Origin of the sequence: Streptomyces venezuelae (assembly GCF_008642295.1) — a bacterium.
GTDB lineage: Bacteria > Actinomycetota > Actinomycetes > Streptomycetales > Streptomycetaceae > Streptomyces > Streptomyces venezuelae_C.
Genome location: NZ_CP029190.1, coordinates 4,110,654 through 4,129,247 on the forward strand (window position 1 = coordinate 4,110,654; position 18,594 = coordinate 4,129,247).

At 70.8% G+C, this 18,594-nt stretch carries 20 protein-coding genes; 10 read left to right on the forward strand and 10 right to left on the reverse strand.

Annotated elements, in window-relative coordinates:
- Positions 1 to 8 precede the first annotated feature (8 nt).
- From DEJ50_RS18280 to DEJ50_RS18300, 6 genes are all read left to right on the forward strand, one after another.
- Positions 9 to 761, forward strand: coding sequence for a GntR family transcriptional regulator (locus tag DEJ50_RS18280; RefSeq protein WP_150209052.1), 753 nt, complete (start codon positions 9 to 11; stop codon positions 759 to 761).
- 137 nt (positions 762 to 898) lie between these two features.
- Complete coding sequence (locus DEJ50_RS18285) at positions 899 to 1,519, forward strand: hypothetical protein (protein WP_190344981.1); 621 nt, start codon at positions 899 to 901, stop codon at positions 1,517 to 1,519.
- Between the two features lie 14 nt (positions 1,520 to 1,533).
- Positions 1,534 to 1,701 carry a hypothetical protein gene (locus tag DEJ50_RS33980; protein ID WP_190344561.1) on the forward strand — a complete coding sequence of 56 codons (168 nt, stop codon included), beginning with the start codon at positions 1,534 to 1,536 and terminating at the stop codon, positions 1,699 to 1,701.
- Between the two features lie 132 nt (positions 1,702 to 1,833).
- Positions 1,834 to 2,304, forward strand: coding sequence for a BlaI/MecI/CopY family transcriptional regulator (locus DEJ50_RS18290; RefSeq protein ID WP_150212205.1), 471 nt, complete (start codon positions 1,834 to 1,836; stop codon positions 2,302 to 2,304).
- Positions 2,305 to 2,313: 9 nt separating this feature from the next.
- Positions 2,314 to 2,862, forward strand: coding sequence for an amino-acid N-acetyltransferase (locus tag DEJ50_RS18295; protein WP_150209054.1), 549 nt, complete (start codon positions 2,314 to 2,316; stop codon positions 2,860 to 2,862).
- Between the two features lie 142 nt (positions 2,863 to 3,004).
- Positions 3,005 to 3,340: a histone-like nucleoid-structuring protein Lsr2 gene (locus DEJ50_RS18300; protein WP_190344563.1), complete on the forward strand. Its 336-nt coding sequence runs from the start codon at positions 3,005 to 3,007 to the stop codon at positions 3,338 to 3,340.
- Here the strand turns inward: DEJ50_RS18300 and DEJ50_RS18305 are convergent.
- Entirely contained in the window at positions 3,322 to 3,936 is a 615-nt protein-coding gene (locus DEJ50_RS18305) for an SCO3374 family protein (RefSeq protein WP_223837803.1), read from the reverse strand. The genes DEJ50_RS18300 and DEJ50_RS18305 overlap by 19 nt on opposite strands.
- Before the next feature lie 454 nt (positions 3,937 to 4,390).
- Between DEJ50_RS18305 and DEJ50_RS18315 the strand changes: the two genes are divergently transcribed.
- A complete protein-coding gene (locus tag DEJ50_RS18315) occupies positions 4,391 to 6,916 on the forward strand; it encodes an ATP-dependent Clp protease ATP-binding subunit (RefSeq protein WP_150209056.1) in 2,526 nt (841 codons plus the stop codon).
- A gap of 377 nt (positions 6,917 to 7,293) precedes the next feature.
- Entirely contained in the window at positions 7,294 to 7,908 is a 615-nt protein-coding gene (locus tag DEJ50_RS18320; protein WP_150209057.1) for a M23 family metallopeptidase, read from the forward strand.
- A 15-nt stretch (positions 7,909 to 7,923) separates the two neighbouring features.
- On the opposite strand, the gene DEJ50_RS18325 is transcribed toward DEJ50_RS18320, so the two are convergent.
- From DEJ50_RS18325 to DEJ50_RS18355, 7 genes are all read right to left on the reverse strand, one after another.
- The gene (locus tag DEJ50_RS18325; RefSeq protein WP_150209058.1) at positions 7,924 to 9,087 is read right to left on the reverse strand and encodes a LamG domain-containing protein; all 1,164 of its coding nucleotides are present in this window, start codon (positions 9,085 to 9,087) and stop codon (positions 7,924 to 7,926) included.
- A 93-nt stretch (positions 9,088 to 9,180) separates the two neighbouring features.
- Complete coding sequence (gene cseC, locus DEJ50_RS18330; RefSeq protein ID WP_150209059.1) at positions 9,181 to 10,494, reverse strand: two-component system sensor histidine kinase CseC; 1,314 nt, start codon at positions 10,492 to 10,494, stop codon at positions 9,181 to 9,183.
- A complete protein-coding gene (gene cseB, locus DEJ50_RS18335) occupies positions 10,491 to 11,189 on the reverse strand; it encodes a two-component system response regulator CseB (protein ID WP_150209060.1) in 699 nt (232 codons plus the stop codon). Before cseB ends, cseC begins: the two co-directional genes overlap by 4 nt.
- 15 nt (positions 11,190 to 11,204) lie before the next feature.
- Positions 11,205 to 11,825, reverse strand: a complete 621-nt coding sequence (locus DEJ50_RS18340; protein ID WP_150209061.1) for a hypothetical protein — start codon at positions 11,823 to 11,825, stop codon at positions 11,205 to 11,207.
- Between the two features lie 23 nt (positions 11,826 to 11,848).
- On the reverse strand, positions 11,849 to 12,406 hold the full coding sequence (locus DEJ50_RS18345; RefSeq protein WP_150209062.1) for a SigE family RNA polymerase sigma factor: 558 nt from the start codon (positions 12,404 to 12,406) through the stop codon (positions 11,849 to 11,851).
- A gap of 240 nt (positions 12,407 to 12,646) precedes the next feature.
- The gene (locus DEJ50_RS18350) at positions 12,647 to 13,558 is read right to left on the reverse strand and encodes an A/G-specific adenine glycosylase (RefSeq protein ID WP_190344565.1); all 912 of its coding nucleotides are present in this window, start codon (positions 13,556 to 13,558) and stop codon (positions 12,647 to 12,649) included.
- Positions 13,559 to 13,581: 23 nt separating this feature from the next.
- Positions 13,582 to 14,193, reverse strand: a complete 612-nt coding sequence (locus tag DEJ50_RS18355) for a phosphatase PAP2 family protein (protein ID WP_150209064.1) — start codon at positions 14,191 to 14,193, stop codon at positions 13,582 to 13,584.
- Between the two features lie 247 nt (positions 14,194 to 14,440).
- Here DEJ50_RS18355 and DEJ50_RS18360 point away from each other — a divergent pair, with 247 nt between their 5' ends.
- Positions 14,441 to 15,193 (forward strand): hypothetical protein, encoded by a 753-nt coding sequence (locus DEJ50_RS18360; RefSeq protein WP_317852547.1) that lies wholly within the window; start codon positions 14,441 to 14,443, stop codon positions 15,191 to 15,193.
- A gap of 4 nt (positions 15,194 to 15,197) precedes the next feature.
- Complete coding sequence (locus DEJ50_RS18365) at positions 15,198 to 15,731, forward strand: hypothetical protein (RefSeq protein WP_150209066.1); 534 nt, start codon at positions 15,198 to 15,200, stop codon at positions 15,729 to 15,731.
- Here the strand turns inward: DEJ50_RS18365 and disA are convergent.
- Positions 15,728 to 16,852 carry a DNA integrity scanning diadenylate cyclase DisA gene (disA, locus tag DEJ50_RS18370; RefSeq protein ID WP_150209067.1) on the reverse strand — a complete coding sequence of 375 codons (1,125 nt, stop codon included), beginning with the start codon at positions 16,850 to 16,852 and terminating at the stop codon, positions 15,728 to 15,730. The two genes, DEJ50_RS18365 and disA, sit on opposite strands and share 4 nt — an antisense overlap.
- Positions 16,853 to 17,006: 154 nt before the next feature.
- On the reverse strand, positions 17,007 to 18,404 hold the full coding sequence (gene radA / locus DEJ50_RS18375) for a DNA repair protein RadA (protein ID WP_150209068.1): 1,398 nt from the start codon (positions 18,402 to 18,404) through the stop codon (positions 17,007 to 17,009).
- Positions 18,405 to 18,594 lie beyond the last annotated feature (190 nt).

Sequence of the window (18,594 nt, forward strand, 5' to 3'; positions counted from 1 at the left end):
CGGCCCAAATGCCCCGTGAGACTGCGTACTTGCAGGTGGCTGACGCCCTCCGCGCCCGCATCGAGGCCGGGGAATGGCCGATTGGCGCGAAGCTGCCCTCCCGGGCCCGGTTCGCGCAGGAGTACTCCGTCGGCCAGAGCGTCGCGCAGCGTGCCATGGAGCGGCTGATCATCGAGGGGTTCCTGGAGGGGCGTGCCGGTTCCGGTACGTACGTCCGGCGCCCGCGCAAGCGGCTGCGGCTGGTGCGGTCGCGGCAGCGGGCCGGGCGGGCCGGGAGTCCGTTCCATGCCGAGGTGGCGGGGCTGGGGCGGGCGGGCAGCTGGGAGTCGCGCTCGGAAGCGCGGGTTCCGGCGCCGGAGCACATCGCGGCCCGGCTCGGTATCGCGCCCGGCGATCCATGTGTGAGGACCCGCTACGAGTTCCTGGCCGACGGCCGGCCCGTCCAGCTCTCCGAGTCCTGGGAACCGCTGGCCCTGACCGACCGCACGCCGGTGGCGCTGCCCGAGATGGGGCCGCTGGCGGGAGCCGGGGTCGTCGAGCGGATGCGGGCCATCGGGGTGTCGGTGGTCCGGGCGGTGGAGGTGCCGCGGCCGGCCCGTGCGGGCCGGGAGCAGGCCAATCTGCTGGGGATCAGCGTCGGCGATCTGATCACCGAGATCGAGCGCACCTACTACGACGCCGCCGGGCGGGCTGTGGAGACCGCCGACATCGTGGTGGCGGACATCCGCTCGGAGATCGTTTACGAGTTTCCCGTCGAATGACGGCGGGCGCCGGCCGCGGGCGGCGGGCACGGGCGGCGGGCACGGGCGCGCCGCGCCGGGGCGAGGATATCGGGGGATTTTGTCCGATTAGCGCGTATCTTCAGCCCATGCCCACGCCCTTCGGATCCCGTGGCGGTATGGCGTTCAGCGCTGCTGAGCTGCGCGTGCTGCGGCGGTCTCTCGCCCATGCCCTTCAGTCCTCCGCCGACCCCCTGACGGCCGCCGAGGTGCAGGGCTGCCTGCGGCTAGCCCAGGCCGTCGATGATGCCGTCGACGAGGCCGGGCGGCTCAGAGCCTTCCTGCTGGAGGACCTCCGGCGGTACCGGGATGCGCTGCCGGGGAGCCTGGGCGGGTACCTGGAGCTGCTGCAGGACGCCCTTGCCGCCGGATACGAGCCCGGGGCCGACGATCTGGCGGCGCTGCGGGCGCTGAGCCGGAATCCGGTGGCCGCGGCCCTGCTGGAGCGGGTGCGGGTGATCGCCGAGCGGTCCGTGCGGCGCCGGCTCGGCGCACCGGCACCGCGGACCCGGCTGCTGGCCCTTGCCGGGGGCCGTGGCGAGGACACGGAGAAGGGCACGGATCGGGGCAAGGAGAAGGGCGGGGACAACGGCGGGGACAAAGGCCGGGAGAAGGGGGACGAGGCCGGGAAGTCCCGGCCCGCGCCCTCGCCGGAGCGGCCCATTCCCACCCCCGGCGAGGTGTTTCCGCCACGCCGCAAGCCGGCGCCGCCCCCGGCGGCTGCCCGCGCCGCCGGGTAGCTACGCTGGTGGGCATGGACTACGTTTCCGCGCTCGTGCCCCCCGTCGTGATGGCCGTGTTCTTCATCGCTCTCGTCGTGACGATCGTGAAGAGCCAGGGCGGCAGCAACAAGGCCAAGGAAGATGCGGCGGTCGACGCCGTGGTGGCCCGGGCCGAGGCCGCCCGGCAGAAGCAGAAGTAGCGGCGGAAGCAGCTGCAATAGTGGTGAAGTCCTATGGACGGGCGCGACCGCCTTTGGGTGGTGCGCCCGTTTTTCTTGGGGTGTCGGGCGAATAGCCGGGCAATTGCGGACATGCAGGACTATCGTGCTGTTGTGCCTCGCCCCTTGGGAGAACTCGAAGACGCCGTCATGACGCGGGTGTGGCAGTGGAACCGCCCGGTCACTGTTCGGGAAGTGCTGGAGGATCTCCAGCAGGAACGGTCCATCGCGTATACGACGGTCATGACCGTCATGGACAACCTTCATCAGAAGGGATGGGTCCGGCGCGAGGCCGAAGGGCGCGCCTATCGCTATACGGCAGTCTCGACACGGGCTGCCTACTCGGCCGCACTGATGAACGAAGCCTGGTCCACGAGCGACAACCCCGCGGCGGCTCTGGTCGCCTTCTTCGGGATGATGTCGGCGGAGCAGCGCGAGGCTCTGCGGGATGCCGTCCGGATCGTCCAGCACGATGACGGCGATGACGGCGATGACGGCGATGGCAGTGATGCCGGCGATGACGGCCATGACGACGCCGGCACCGAAGACGAGACGGACCGGCAAGGCGGGGACCCGGGGCGATAGCGTCCGGGCATGGAAGATGATTCGCCCGTGCAGTCGGACAACGGTGCAAATGCAAAAGCAGTGACGATCCGGCGTGCCCGTACCGGTGATGTTCCCGCACTGCGCCGGCTCCTCGACCAGTACGTGCAGCAGCGGATCCTGCTCGACAAAGCCCCCGTGACCCTTTACGAGTCCATCCAGGAGTTCTGGGTGGCCGAACGCGAGGCGGACGGCCGGGTGGTCGGCTGCGGTGCTCTCCATGTGATGTGGGAGGACCTTGCCGAAGTCCGCACGCTTGCCGTCGACCGGGAGTTGAAGGGCGGCGGAGTCGGTCACCGGGTGCTGGAGCGGCTCTTGCACACGGCCCGCGAGGTGGGTGTGCAGCGGGTATTCTGCCTGACCTTCGAAGTCGACTTCTTCGCGAAGCACGGCTTCGTGGAGATCGGTGAGACTCCGGTCGACACGGATGTCTACACGGAGCTGCTGCGTTCCTATGACGAGGGTGTCGCGGAGTTCCTCGGTCTCGAACGAGTGAAGCCGAACACCCTGGGCAACAGCCGGATGCTTCTGCACCTCTGAGCGATCAGATTGCACGCCCTATGTCCGAATCGCGCACGTTTCCCATCCAGTTGCGGTCCTGAACCTCTCCCGGGGGGTTTGTGTTTTTCCGGCAAAAGCGGTTTCCTTTCCGCGTACTGCATTTTCGATGAAAGGAAATCCGGTGGCGCAGAAGGTTCAGGTCCTTCTTGTCGACGACCTCGACGGTGGCACGGCGGACGAGACCGTCACGTTCGCGCTGGATGGCAAGACCTACGAGATCGACCTCACCAGCGCCAACGCGGAGAAGCTCCGCGGTGCGCTGGAGGAGTTCGTGAAGGCCGGTCGCCGCACGGGTGGCCGCGCCGCCGCGGGCCGCGCCAAGGGCCGGGCCGCCGCTTCGGCCGGCAGCCCGGACACTGCCGAAATCCGCGCCTGGGCGAAGTCCCACGGTTACAACGTGAACGACCGCGGCCGGGTGCCCGCCGACATCCGCGAGGCCTACGAGAACAGGGGCTGACGCCCCAGCCCGGCGAGCCGGGCCCGGAGGCATTCCGTGGCCGCCGCTCCGACCAGCCGTACCAGGTCGGGCCCGGCGGTCCGCCCCGGAGCTGCCAGGGACGGCAGCAGCGCCTCGCACCCCGGCTCGGGGGGCCGCAACCACACCGCGGCCCCCCGAGGGCCGTGTCCGCCCGCCGTGAGGGCGCCAGGGCCCGCCGGGAGGCCGCCGGGCGGGACGGGAGCGGCCATCCGGCCGCCGGTACCCAGGGCGGTCAGCTCCAGGGGCACCCCGCCCCACTCCAGCCAGTCCAGCAGGCCGGGGAGCTCCTCCGCGCCGCCCGGGGCCACCAGAAAGCGCATCCGGTCCCCGGCCAGCGCCACCGGCCCGGTGGTGACCGGCCGGCGCAGCACCTCCGCACCCGCGTCCGCCGGCAGCTCCAGTACGTCGTACAGCTCGCCGGTGACCAGCAGCGCGGGCGGGCCGCCCGTGACCGGCCAGCCGAGCACCCGCTCGTACCAGCGGGCGTGATCGTCGCCCCGGACGGCATGGACGGCCTCGGCGCCCTCCGGGGCCACCCCCGGCAGCGGGACGGTGACAGGGGCGGTGGATGTCATGTCGTGCGCAACCCTCCGGGGACCCCGTGGGTTACGCAGCGCACCCGGACCGATGCGGAAAGTAAAGCTCCGCCCGGTCTCCGTCTCACATTGGGGACGCGTTCTGTTCGCCCTTAGCGGAGGGAACCGGTGCCGGGGGCATGGAGTGTCAGTGCCTGCGGGTAAGACATTCCTAGTGGATCGGGGCGACACGCTGATTTGACCGGCTCCCGTTCGCCATCGGCGTACTCATGTGACGGGTATCTGCCTGGCCTGCGGGAACATCGTCTCGCACCATCGGGTTGGAGCAGTTGTCGGCTGTTCAAGACGGGGAATCCTCGCTGAGATGTGGGGGTGAGCCTGGGACGGATGTCGGCAGTTGGAATGAGCTGTCCCGCCCCGCGGGACTAGCATGCGGAAGGACAGGGAGGGGACCGCCCCCTTACTGCCCGACCGCTCTGAGGAGCGATTAACGATGTTCGAGAGGTTCACCGACCGCGCGCGGCGGGTTGTCGTCCTGGCTCAGGAAGAAGCCCGGATGCTCAACCACAACTACATCGGCACCGAGCACATCCTTCTGGGCCTGATCCACGAGGGTGAGGGTGTCGCCGCTAAGGCCCTGGAGAGCCTCGGGATTTCGCTCGAGGCGGTCCGCCAGCAGGTGGAGGAGATCATCGGTCAGGGCCAGCAGGCCCCGTCCGGCCACATTCCCTTCACCCCTCGCGCCAAGAAGGTCCTGGAGCTTTCCCTCCGTGAGGCTCTTCAGCTCGGCCACAACTACATCGGCACCGAGCACATCCTGCTCGGCCTGATCCGCGAGGGCGAGGGTGTCGCCGCCCAGGTCCTCGTGAAGCTCGGCGCCGACCTCAACCGAGTCCGGCAGCAGGTCATCCAGCTGCTTTCCGGCTACTCCGGCGGCGGCAAGGAGTCGGCCACGGCCGGCGGCCCGGCCGAGGGCACCCCCTCGACCTCGCTGGTCCTGGACCAGTTCGGCCGCAACCTCACCCAGGCGGCCCGCGAATCCAAGCTCGACCCGGTCATCGGGCGCGAGAAGGAGATCGAGCGGGTCATGCAGGTGCTCTCCCGCCGGACCAAGAACAACCCGGTGCTGATCGGCGAGCCCGGCGTCGGCAAGACCGCCGTCGTCGAGGGCCTGGCCCAGGCCATCGTCAAGGGCGAGGTGCCCGAGACCCTCAAGGACAAGCACCTCTACACCCTGGACCTCGGCGCGCTCGTCGCCGGCTCCCGCTACCGCGGTGACTTCGAGGAGCGCCTGAAGAAGGTCCTCAAGGAGATCCGCACCCGCGGCGACATCATCCTGTTCATCGACGAGCTCCACACCCTGGTGGGTGCAGGTGCCGCCGAGGGCGCGATCGACGCCGCCAGCATCCTCAAGCCGATGCTGGCCCGCGGTGAGCTCCAGACCATCGGTGCCACCACGCTCGACGAGTACCGCAAGCACCTGGAGAAGGACGCGGCCCTGGAGCGCCGCTTCCAGCCCATCCAGGTCGCCGAGCCGTCGCTGCCCCACACCATCGAGATCCTCAAGGGTCTGCGCGACCGGTACGAGGCCCACCACCGCGTCTCCATCACGGACGAGGCCCTCGTGCAGGCGGCCACCCTGGCCGACCGGTACATCTCGGACCGCTTCCTGCCGGACAAGGCGATCGACCTGATCGACGAGGCCGGCTCCCGGATGCGCATCCGCCGGATGACCGCGCCGCCGGACCTCCGCGAGTTCGACGAGAAGATCGCCGGCGTCCGCCGGGACAAGGAGTCCGCGATCGACTCCCAGGACTTCGAGAAGGCGGCCTCGCTCCGTGACACGGAGAAGCAGCTGCTGGCGGCGAAGGCCAAGCGGGAGAAGGAGTGGAAGGCCGGCGACATGGACGTCGTCGCCGAGGTCGACGGCGAGCTGATCGCCGAGGTCCTCGCGACCGCCACCGGCATTCCGGTCTTCAAGCTGACCGAGGAGGAGTCCTCGCGACTGCTCCGCATGGAGGACGAGCTGCACAAGCGCGTCATCGGTCAGAAGGACGCCATCAAGGCCCTTTCCCAGGCCATCCGCCGTACGCGGGCCGGTCTGAAGGACCCGAAGCGTCCCGGTGGCTCGTTCATCTTCGCCGGCCCGTCCGGTGTGGGTAAGACCGAGCTGTCCAAGACGCTCGCCGAATTCCTCTTCGGCGACGAGGACGCGCTGATCTCCCTCGACATGTCGGAGTTCAGTGAGAAGCACACGGTTTCCCGTCTCTTCGGTTCGCCCCCCGGATACGTGGGCTACGAAGAGGGCGGCCAGCTCACCGAGAAGGTGCGCCGCAAGCCGTTCTCCGTCGTTCTCTTCGACGAGGTCGAGAAGGCCCACCCGGATATCTTCAATTCCCTTCTCCAGATCCTGGAGGACGGTCGTCTGACCGACTCCCAGGGCCGGGTCGTGGACTTCAAGAACACGGTCATCATCATGACGACCAACCTGGGTACGCGGGACATCTCGAAGGGCTTCAACCTGGGCTTCGCCGCCCAGGGCGACGTCAAGACCGGGTACGAGCGCATGAAGGCCAAGGTCAACGAGGAGCTGAAGCAGCACTTCCGCCCCGAGTTCCTGAACCGTGTCGACGACACGGTGGTCTTCCACCAGCTGTCGCAGGAAGACATCATCCAGATCGTCGACCTGATGATCGCGAAGGTGGACGAGCGGCTGAAGGACCGCGACATGGGCATCGAGCTCAGCGCGGAGGCCAAGCTGCTGCTCGCCAAGCGCGGCTACGACCCGATCCTGGGCGCCCGCCCGCTGCGCCGGACCATCCAGCGCGAGATCGAGGACATCCTGTCGGAGAAGATCCTCTTCGGCGAGCTGCGTCCCGGTCACATCGTGGTGGTCGGCAAGGAGGGTGAGGGCGAGGAAGCCAAGTTCACCTTCCGTGGCGAGGAGAAGTCGGCGCTGCCGGACGTTCCCCCGATCGAGGCGACGGGCTCCGGCCCGGACCTGAGCAAGGGCGCGTAGCGCTCCGGACGGCCCACAGGGGCGGCCCCGGGACCCATGGAGGTCCCGGGGCCGCCCCTTTTGCCGTGCGCTGCCGTGCGAGGCCGTGCACGGCCAGGGGGAGGGACTTTGGTCCTGAAACGGACATTCCGATACCCCCCACCGGTGACAAGCCGCACAGAACAAATCGGACCTACGAGGGCATCTCGTAGATCCAATGGGGTATCCGCCGGGACCTTTGTCCCAGTACGGGGGCGGTCAAGAGGAGTGGGTGAATTGGTGCCCGCTACGAGGTTCCGTAGTAATTGAGGCCTTTGAGAAGTGGGCCGGACTCGGGTTACCAAAGATGAGCCGATTCCCCCGGCATTCCACTTACCCCGTCCTCGGAGGACTCACACATGTCTGCGAAGCCCTTCCGTAACACCCGCATCCGCACCGCCGTCGTCGCCACCGGTTTCGGTGCCGCCCTGGCCCTCGGAGCGGCCGGAACCGCTTTCGCCGACGAGGCCCCGCAGACCCCGCTCACCGCCAAGCTGGTCGCCGCCCAGGCCGACGCCCAGGCGAAGCCGGCCGCCGACACCGCGCAGAAGGCCTCGGCCTGGAAGAAGCCGGTGAAGGGCTACACGCTCACCGCGACCTTCGGCAAGGGCGGCAACATGTGGACCAACAAGCACTCCGGCCAGGACTTCGCCGTCCCAGTCGGCACCCCGGTCAAGGCCGTCTCGGCCGGCACCGTGGTCAAGGCCGGCCCGAACGGCGGCGGTGACGGCCCGGCGTACGGCAACGCGATCGTGATCAAGCACGCCAACAACACGTACTCGCAGTACGCGCACCTGTCGAAGATCCAGGTCAAGATCGGCCAGAAGGTCGCGGCCGACAAGCAGATCGCCCTCTCCGGCAACACCGGAAACTCCAGCGGTCCGCACCTGCACTTCGAGATCCGCACCACCCCGAACTACGGCTCCGCCGTGAACCCGGTCGCCTTCCTGCGCGCCGCGGGCGTGACGATCTAACCGGTACAGCAGCCGTCAGAGCCACGAGTGCGACGGCTTGACCTTCCGGTCGAGCTTGTTGTTCTTCAGCGCGGCCACCTGCTCCGGGGTGAGCGTCTGGTTCCACACCCGGACGTGGTCGAGCGGGCCGATCCAGGCGCCGCTCCAGATCCCGTGGTGCCGGGCCCGGCCCAGCTGCACCGGGCCCGGGCCGGACCAGATGCCGTTGGGCACCGCGGCCGTGCCGGCCGGCTTGTCGTCCACGTACAGGGCGATCGTCTTCTTCTCGGCGTCGTAGGTGCCGGTCAGCAGCACCCACTCCTTGACGCCGTTCGAGGCGTCGCCGACGGCCTGCACCGCCGTGGAGGCCGCGCCCTTGTCGCCGGTCTGCACCCGGAACACCCAGGACTTCTTGCCGCCCGACTCCTCGAAGCCCAGCTCGAAGGAGTACGAGAGCCCGTCGCCCTGGCTGATGGCCATCCGCGAGGCCCGCTCGGACACGTTGAACACGCGTGCCGAGACCGTGAAGCCCTTGGTGACGTCCACGGCCGGCTCGGCGCCCTGCGCGTAGGAGTTGGCGCTGCCCTTGAAGCGGGCCTCGCTCCGGTTGTCCAGCTTGGCCACGGAGGCGTCCGGACCGAGTGCGATGTGCAGCCTGCCATTGCGGTCCCGCAGCAGATTGGGCTCGCCGTCCACCGTGGGCGAGTCGTCATCGCCCGCGGGCTTGTCGTCGCCGGAGCCGCCGCCCGTGGGGCTGGGCGAGCCCGATACCGCCACCGGCGGCGTCGGCGTGTCCTCCTCGGCGCCCTGCCACAGGAGCCAGCCACCGCCGCCCGCCGCGAGCACGACGGCCAGCACCGACGCTCCGATGATCAGCGCCTTCTTCTTGCCGCGCCGGGACTCGTTGCGGTCCGCCAGGGCCTGCCAGTCCGGCTCGTCGGTGGACTGCAGCGGGAACGACGGCGGCGGCTGCTGCTGCCAGTCCGGCTGCGGTGCGACCGGCGGGAACCCCGCGGACTCCGCGGGCAGCCCGGCGGCCCAGGCCTGCGGTTCGGGCTGCGGCTGCTGGTACGGGTTGGGCTGCCCGGCCTGCGGGTACCCGTATCCGCCGGGCGTCTGCCCCGCCGGGTATCCGTAGCCGCCGTTCCCCGTCGCCGGGTCGGGCTGCGGGCTGCTCGTGCGATCCGTACCGTCAGTCATGGCACGGATGCTAGAACATCAGACTTGTCGGATGAACGGCCGCCGGTACCGAAACGGACTCGACCGGCCCGCGTAGGCCGGTCGGTACGAACCTCACACCGGCAGCTGGAGAATCGGGAAACTGCCGGTCGCGGTCGGTGCGTGTTCCGGCAGCCACAGCACCGCCACCGCGCCCGCCGCCTCGCCCGCCCGGTCCTGCCCGCCCGGTCCGGCGACATTACGGAACGTCAGGCGGGCCCCCAATACCCGGGCTTGACCGGCCGCAATGGTCAGCCCCAGCCCGTGGCCCACGCCCGCGCGGTCGGTCGAGCCGGTGCGGAACCGGCTCGGTCCCTCGCGCAGCAGGGCTTCCGGGAAACCGGGCCCGTGGTCCCGTACGCGTACCACCCGGCCCTCGACGTCCACTTCGACCGGCGCCCTGCCATAGCGGGCGGCGTTGGCGAGGAGGTTGCCCAGGATCCGCTCCAGCCGGCGCGGGTCGGTGCTGACGATCTCGTCCGCGACGATCCGGATGGTGGCCTCCGGCATCAGCGAGGCCACCCGCCGGCTGACGAACTCGCCCAGGGCCACGTCCTGGAGCTCGGCCCGCTCGGACGCGCTGTCCAGCCGGGCCACTTCCAGTACGTCCTCGACCAGTACCCGCATCGCCTGGGCCCGGTCCCGTACCAGCTCGGTGGGGCGGCCGGGCGGGAGCAGTTCCGCGGCCGTCAGCAGCCCGGTCACCGGGGTGCGCAGTTCGTGCGCGATATCGGCGGTGACGCGGCGTTCGGCCTCCAGCCGTTCCTGGAGGGCATCGGCCATGGCGTCCACGGCCCGTGCCAGATCGTCGGTTTCGTCCCGGACCACCCCGCCGACCGCGTCCCGCACCCGGACGTCGGGGTCGCCGTGCGCCACCCGCGTCGCGGCAGCCGCCGCCTTGCGCAGCCTCCGCGAGATCTGCCCGCCGATGAGCACGCCGAGTGCGGAGCCGCCGATGACCACCGCGAGCGAGCCGATGACCAGGGCCTGGTCCAGGTCGCGCATCATGTCGGCGCTCTCCCGGAACTGGCTGTGGATGGACAGCACCTGCCCGTTGCCGAGCGGCACCGCCGCCCACACCTCGGGAAGCGCGCGCCCGTTCTCCTGGACGTAGGTACCGCGCCGCCCGCCGCGTGCCTTGTCCCGCAGCGGGGCGGGCAGCTCGGGGTCGTTGATCTTGGCGCCCATCATCGGCTTGCGGCCGGCGTCGGCGTTGCGCGAGATGAACTGCACGCGGTCCAGCTGGACATTGCGCTGGTTGTCGAGCATCGACACCCGGGCGGCGCTGTGCACCACCAGGCTGAGCGCGAGCGCGATGAGGGCGCCCACGGCGGCGATGGCGAGTGTGATCTTCCAGCGGATGCCGGTGCGCAGAGTGAAGCGCTTCATCCCTTTAGCTTGTATCCGAAACCGCGGACCGTTTCGATCCGGTCCTGGCCGATCTTGGTGCGGAGCCGCTGGACGTGGACGTCCACGACCCGGGTGTCGCCGCCCCAGTCGTAGTCCCAGACCCGTTCGAGGAGCCGGTCGCGGGAGAGGACGGTGCCGGGGGCGGAGGAGAACTCCAGCAGCAGCCGCATCTCGGTCGGGGTCAGGGCCACCGGGGCGCCGGACTTGAGGACCTCCATGCCCTCGGTGTCGACCTCCAGGTCGCCGAAGGACAGCACCCCGCGTTCCCCGGCCGGGGTGTCCTCGCCGCCGCCGGGGCCGCCCGCGTGGCCGAAGCGGCGCAGCACCGCGCGGATCCGGGCGACCAGGACCGAGCCGTCGAAGGGCTTGGTGACGTAGTCGTCGGCGCCGGCTTCCAGGCCGAGCACCACGTCGATGCTGTCCGCCCGCGCGGACAGCATGATGACGGGCACGGTGGACTCGTCGCGGATGCGCCGGCAGAGGCTGACGCCGTCCATGCCGGGGACCATCACGTCGAGGAGGGCGATGTCGGGGCGGTTCGCGCGGAACGACTCCAGGCCCGACAGGCCGTCGGGCATGGCGGTGACCACGAACCCGTCGCGTTCCAGCGCCAGGGTCGTGGCCTCGCGGATGACGTCGTCGTCCTCGACGAACAGGACATGGGTCTCGGCCATTGCGGAAGCCTCGCCTCAGTTCTTCTGTGTCACGGCCGGGGCGGGCAGGGCGCCGCCGTCGACCACGTTGCTGTAGTCCGTGTGCACCCGGCTGAACTCCGTGAACTTCTCGCCCGACCAGCGGTACGTGATGATGTCCTCGCCGGAGGGGTAGGCAAGGGTGTCGCTCTTGGCGTACACCGGCTTGCTGATCACCAGATCGCCGCGGTCGATCTCCGCGTAGACGGGCGGCTGTTCGTCCGCGAAGACGTTCTCGTACTTGCCGGCGTCCTGGCGGTACACGTAGGAGCCCAGGCCCATCGCATCATCGCAGGACAGCACATTGACGACCACATCGTCGACGTCGTTGCCGGTGACCTTCCCGTAGCTGACGTCGATTGGGAACTCCTTGCCCGCGCAGGGCTTGAGGTCCTGCTTTATCTGCAGGCTGACCTTCGGGTCCGCCTTGAGCAGGGCCACGGGGTCGATCTTCGCCGCCGGCGAGGCTTCCGGGCTGGCCCCGGCGGACGGGGTCGGCGCGGTCTTGGCCACGGCTTCCGAGCGGGCCGGACCGCCGTCCTTCAGGCCGGTTCCCCCCGTGGAGCACCCGACCACGAACAGCACGGTGCCGACGAGGACGACCGTCCCCGTCGACACCAGTACCAGCGAACCTCTGTGGCTCAGGCCGCGCACCGCTCCCGCCCCTCGTCACGCATGTGGTCACCGCGCTCCAACGCTCGCATGTCCAGGTCGCGGCTCTCCAGCTCCTGCCGGAGGCGGGCCAGTGCCCGGTGCAGAGTGCTCTTCACGGTTCCCGCCGACATCCCGAGCGCCGCGGCCGTCTCCTCGGTGCTCATCTGTTCCCAGTGTCGCAGCACCACGACACTGCGCTGCTTGGGCGCGAGCACCTTGAGGATGTCCATCAGCAGGGCGCGGTCGGCGCGCTGCTCGGAGCCGTCCTCGATCCGGGCGTCCGGGAGCTGCTCGGTGGGGACCTCTTCGAGCTTGCGGGCGCGCCACCACTCGGTCCGGGTGTTGATCATCACGCGGCGGAGGTAGGCGTCGGCGAGGGACTTGTCGGCGATGCCGTCCCAGCGTCCGTAGGTGCGGACGAGTGCGGTCTGCAGCAGGTCCTGGGCGTCGGTCGGGTCCGGGACCAGGCGCCGGGCGCTCCGCAGCAGCGCGTCCTGCCGGGTGCGTACGTACTCTTCGAATTCGAGTACCTCGCCGTGCGCCATCTCAGACCGCCTCCGTTCCGTAACCGCTCTTCGTCCCCTGCTGGTGGATTCGAAGGTACGGAGGGGTTGTCACGAGGCTGTGCGGTCCAGACTTCGGTGGGCGCACGGCTACCCATAGGTTGTGTAACAGTACCCCTGAGCTGCGGTTTCCCCGTAATGAAGCGGAATCACAGAGTCAGTGAAACGGAATCCCGGAGTCAGGCGGACCGGGTACCGGCCGGGCTGTGGACCGGGTGCGGATCAGGCGTGCGGGAGCCGGTAGCAGCCGCCCTCCAGGGGCTCCACCAGTCCGTCGGAGACCAGCCCGTCGAGCGCCCGGGCCCGCTGGACCGGCTCGTCCCAGACCGCGTCGAGCACCGCCTGCGGAACCGGACCGACCGCGTCCCGCAGGACGGCGAGCAGCTTGCCGCGGACCTGCCGGTCGGTGCCGGCGTACGTCTGGCCCCGCCGGGCCGGCCCCTCGTGCGGCGGTTTCCCGGCCAGCCGCCAGGCGCACAGCCCGGCGACCGGGCAGCGGGCGCAGTCCGGGCTCTTCGCCGTGCACACCAGGGCGCCGAGCTCCATGGAGGCGGCGGCCCAGCGCGCGGCCGTGTCCTCGTCCTCGGGCAGCAGGGCCCGGGCGAGCCGCCGCTCGGCGGCGGTGGTGGCGTTCGGCGGGTACTCGACGCCGGTCGTGGTCCGGGCGAACACCCGGCGGACGTTGGTGTCCAGCACCGGATGCCGCTGCCCGTACGCGAAGGAGGCGACCGCGGCGGCCGTGTACTCGCCGATCCCGGGCAGTGCGAGCAGCTGTGCGTGCTCCCGCGGTACGTCGCCCCCGTGGCGTTCCGTTATCGCCACGGCCGCGCCGTGCAGACGCAGCGCACGGCGCGGGTAGCCGAGCCGGCCCCAGGCGCGGACGGCCTCGCCGGGCGGTTCGGCGGCCAGATCGGCGGGCCGGGGCCAGCGGGCCAGCCACTGCTCGTATACCGGCAGGACCCGCTTGACCGGGGTCTGCTGGAGCATGAACTCGCTGACCATGACCCCCCAGGGGCCGGCCTCGGGGCGGCGCCAGGGCAGGTCGCGGGCGTGCTGGTCGAACCAGGCGATGACGGGGGAGTGGAGCGCGTGCGCGCTGCCGGCGTCGGGGGCGGGAGTCGGAGTCACAGTCATGGCACTCCGCATCCTGGCACGGATCAGGTGCGGTGTGCCGGGCCCGGACCGGTGAACCAGACGGCCGGAGTGATGCCACTGTGACGCATGGTGACGATGATGCGACTGGTCGGACCGGCCAGGGTGACCATGAGGAGCGCGGCCAGCGAGCCGCCCAGCAGCACGCCCATCGCGACGTCGTGCGGGTAGTGGACTCCGACGAACACCCGGGAGAAGGCCATCAGCAGGGCCATCGGCACGGTCAGCAGCACCAGGCGGCGGGCTGCCAGCGCCAGGGCGATGGCGGCGGCCCCGGCGATCGCCGAGTGGTTGCTCGGGAAGGACCAGTCGCCGGTGACCGGGCACTCGATCAGTGAACGTGCCGCCCCGGCGACCGCCCGGCAGGGGCGTTCCTCGCGCACCGTGGACTTGACGGCTTCCGAACCGACATACGCGAGGGCGGTGACGAGCGGCGCGAGCACGGCGAGCGCGACCGCCCGCGGGTCGCGGGCGCGCGAACGCCACCAGACGGAGAGGAAGAGCACACCGAAGACGAGCAGCCCGAGCTCGGTCCAGAGTTCGGCGAGCGTCTGGGTCCAGCCGGGGGTGGTCCGGGCGAAATCGGTGATGTCTCGGTAGAGGTCGGAGCTGTCCATGGTCACCGACAGTACGTAAAGCGGACTAATGTCTGCACCTTTGCCCCCGCCGTTCCCGGCGCGATCGGCGGGTTCCGGATACCCCGCCGGGATGATCATCGCCAAATCCGGCCCATCGCACGGCATGTGGGGCACTGATCGGCTGCCGGACTCTCGTAAAGTTCCCTTCGTGGGATCACTGCGCAATCCGGTCGGGCCGCTTCCCTCCTCCATCTACTGGCGACGGAGGGCAGTTCTGGCATCCGTCGTGGCACTGCTCGCGCTCCTCGCCGTCTGGACGGTCAGTTCCGGGGGCGGGAAGGTGCACAACGACGGCAAGGGCTCCGGCGGCCCTGATCCGATCGCCTCGATCACCCCGGGTGCGCCCGGCAAGGGGCCGGCGATCAGTCAGGCGCCGGGCGGACGCGACGAGTCGGGCGGCAGCGCCGGCTCGGGCTCCGGCGGTTCCGGTTCCGCGGGCTCCGGCACCGGTACCGGCAAGAACGGCGAGCCGGGCAGCGGCACCGGCGGCGGCTCGGGCTCCGGCAACGGCGCGGGCACGACGGCCGGTTCCGGCTCCGGCGGCTCGGCCCAGGTCCCGGCCGACTCCGGCCTTCCCACCTGTGCGCCCAACGCCCTCCAGTGGGAGGTCAAGAGCGCGAAGAACGAGTACGAGGCCAATGAACGGCCGCGCCTCGACCTGATCGCGCGCAATGTCTCCGGCACCACCTGCAAGGTGGATCTCGGGCCCAAGCAGGCCGTGCTGACCATCCTTCAGGCCAGCGTGACCAAGGCCGTGTGGTCCTCCGACCACTGCCCGGCCGGGGCGGGGAACGTCTTCTACCGGGTGCCCGCGCAGGGTGAGACCAGCCAGTCCCTGGAATGGGACCGCAAGTTCAGTGCGGCCGACCGGTGCGGCTCACCGCCCGCCGGCAGCGCGGTCCCGGACACGTACGTGGTCGAGGTGAAGTCCCCGGGCATGCCGGTGGCGCGGACCTCCTTCGTCCTGAAGTCGGACTGAACCCGTGCACATACCCATACGGATACGGGCCGGAGTGCGGGCGGCGGCGCTGGTGGCGGTCGCCGCGGTGGCGGCGGCCTGCGCCCATCCACTCGCGGACCTCGGCCCGCTGCCCCCGAGGTACTCGGGCCCGCCGCTGCCGGCGGACACGGTGGTGCGGGAGCTGAGCGAGTCCCTGGCCGAGGCGGGGGTGGGCCTGGAGCGGGCCTCCCAGGACCACATCGTGATCCAGTGCACCGAGCGGCTGACCGGAAGGTTCCCGGCGGCGACCGCCGACGCGGCCCTCAAGGACGGCTTCGCCCGGGCGCGGAAACGCGGCTGGCAGGACGGACCGGACATGCCCGGGACGCTGAGCCTGCGCAGGGGCAACTGGACGGCGATGGCGCAGCTGCCGGGTGCGTACGGGGACGACTCGGGAACCACCTCGGTCATGGTCAGCCTGGTGTGCGACGGCGCCCGCTCGAAGCCGCTGCCGGCCACTCCCTCGACGGCCCCGCTGCCGACCGGGGGCGACGAAGACGACGCGGACCAGTACTAGACGTACCGCTCCAGGATCGAGGACTCGGCCAGCCGGGACAGGCCCTCGCGGACACTGCGCGCCCGCGCCTCGCCGACCCCGTCCACGGTCTGGAGGTCGTCCACGCTCGCCGCGAGCAGCTTCTGCAGTCCGCCGAAGTGCTCGACCAGCCGCTCGATGATCGCGCCGGGCAGTCGCGGCACCTTCGCCAGCAGCCGGTAGCCGCGCGGGGAGACCGCCGAATCCAGGGTCTCCGGGGAGCCGGTGTAGCCGAGCGCGCGGGCCACGATGGGCAGCTCCAGCAGCTCCGCGTGGGTCAGCGCGTCCAGCTCGGCGAGCGCCTCGTCCACCGTGCGGGAACGCTTCGCCGTGGGCTCCGGGACATAGTCGCGGATCACGAGCTCGCGCTCCGCCTCGATGCCGACGGTCAGCTCGTCGAGCTGGAGCGACAGCAGGCGGCCGTCGGTGCCGAGCTCCACCACGTACTCGGCGATCTCGGTGGCGATCCGGCGGACCATTTCCAAACGCTGCGCGACCGCCGTCACATCGCGGACGGTGACCAGGTCCTCGATCTCCAGCGCGGACAGCGTGCCCGCGACCTCGTCGAGGCGCAGCTTGTACCGCTCCAGGGTGGCCAGCGCCTGGTTGGCGCGGGACAGGATCGCCCCGGACTCCTCCAGGACCCGGCGTTCCCCGTCGACGTACAGCGCGATCAGCCGCATGGACTGGGAGACCGAGACGACCGGGAACCCGCACTGCTTGGAGACGCGGTCGGCGGTCCGGTGCCGGGTGCCCGTCTCCTCGGTCGGAATCGAGGCGTCCGGCACCAGCTGCACACCGGCCCGGAGGATCTTGGTGATGTCCTTGTCGAGGATGAGCGCGCCGTCGAGCTTGCACAGCTCGCGCAGCCGGGTCGCGGTGAACTCCACGTCCAGCACGAAACCGCCGGTGCACATGGCTTCCACGGCCTTGTCCATACCCAGGACGATCAGTCCGCCGGTGTTGCCGCGGACGATCCGCTCCAGGCCGTCGCGCAGGGCCTGACCAGGGGCGACGGCGGTCAGCGACGCGCGCATCAACGCATCGTGCTTGGAGCTCGCGCCGGACTTCCCGGGTGCTGCTGCCCCGTCCTTGGCTGCCACTGCACTCCTCCGGTCGCGGGTTGCGCCGCCGGGCCCCGCGTGCGCGGGTGGTGGGCGGACCAGCACAAAGTCTACCGGCGCATGCCATGGCCCTGCCGGTGGTTACCGAGGGAGCCACCGCACGGGCCCCGGCCCCACACCCCGGCAGGGCCCGTTACTCCGCCTTGGCCGGGCGCCGGCTGCGGGGCAGGACGCGGAGGGCGTCGCCCATGTCCGCGACCTCGGTGACCTTCATGCCGGCGGGCACCTTCCCCGGATCGGCGGGGACCAGTGCGTGCGTGAAGCCCAGCCGGTGCGCCTCCGCCAGCCTCCGCTGGACGCCGGTCACCCGCCGGACCTCGCCGGCCAGTCCCACCTCGCCGATGGCGACCAGGTTCTTCGGCAGCGGGGTGTCACTCGCCGCCGAGGCCAGCGCCAGCGCGATCGCCAGGTCCGCGGCCGGCTCCGACAGCTTCACCCCGCCCACCGTCGCCGAGTAGATGTCCCGCTTTCCCAGGGCGCTGATCCGGCCGCGCTGCTCCAGCACCGCCAGCATCATCGACACCCGGGAGGTCTCCAGCCCGGAGGTGGTCCGCCGCGGCGAGGGGATCTGCGAGTCCACCGTCAGCGCCTGCACCTCCGCGACCAGCGGCCGACGGCCCTCCAGGGTCACCGTCAGACAGGTGCCGGGGACCGCCTCGGCCCGGCGGGTCAGGAACAGCCCGCTCGGGTCGGCGAGCCCGGTGATCCCCTCGTCGTGGAGCTCGAAGCAGCCGACCTCGTCCGTGGCCCCGTACCGGTTCTTGACCCCGCGCACCAGCCGCAGCCGCGCATGCCGGTCGCCCTCGAAGTGCAGCACCACGTCCACCAGGTGCTCCAGCAGCCGCGGCCCGGCGATCGCCCCGTCCTTGGTGACATGGCCGACCAGCAGGGTGGACATACCGCGCTCCTTGGAGGCCCGGATCAGCGCCCCGGCCACCTCCCGCACCTGCGCCATGCCGCCGGGCGCGCCGTCGATCTCCGGCGAGGCGACCGTCTGGACCGAGTCGAGGATCAGCAGCGAGGGCTGTACGGCCTCCAGGTGGCCGAGCACGGCCGAGAGGTCGGTCTCGGCGGCCAGGTAGAGGTGGTCGCTGAGCGCATTGATCCGGTCGGCCCGCAGCCGGACCTGGCTCGCCGATTCCTCACCCGTCACATAGAGGGTCCGGTGCCGGTCGCTGGCCGCCTTGGCGGCGACGTCCAGCAGCAGGGTCGACTTCCCCACGCCCGGCTCACCGGCCAGCAGCACCACGGCCCCGGGCACCAGCCCGCCGCCGAGCACCCGGTCCAGCTCGTCCACCCCGGTCGTACGGGCGGTCGCCTGCCGCCCGTCCACCTGGGCGATCGGCACCGCCGCGGTCGACACCCGGCCGGCCGCGGTGGTCCGCACGGCGGGCGTGCCCTGCTCCTCGACGGTTCCCCAGGCCTGGCATTCGGGACACCGCCCGAGCCACTTCGCGGTGGTCCAGCCGCACTCGGTGCAGCGGTAGGACGGCCGGTCCTTGGCGGATGAACGGGATGTACGGGCAGCCATGCGCCCCACGGTAACGGGCGGCACCGACACCGGCGGCGGCGCCGGCGGGCCCACCGGCACCGCCGCCGGGCGTCCCGGACCCGCCGGACGTCAGGACGCGTGTCCTGTTTTGTGCGATCTGTTCACCCGTAAGGGTTAAAAGTGCTGAAGGCTTCCGGGCCGTCACCGGCGCGCCGCCTACGGTCGCCGG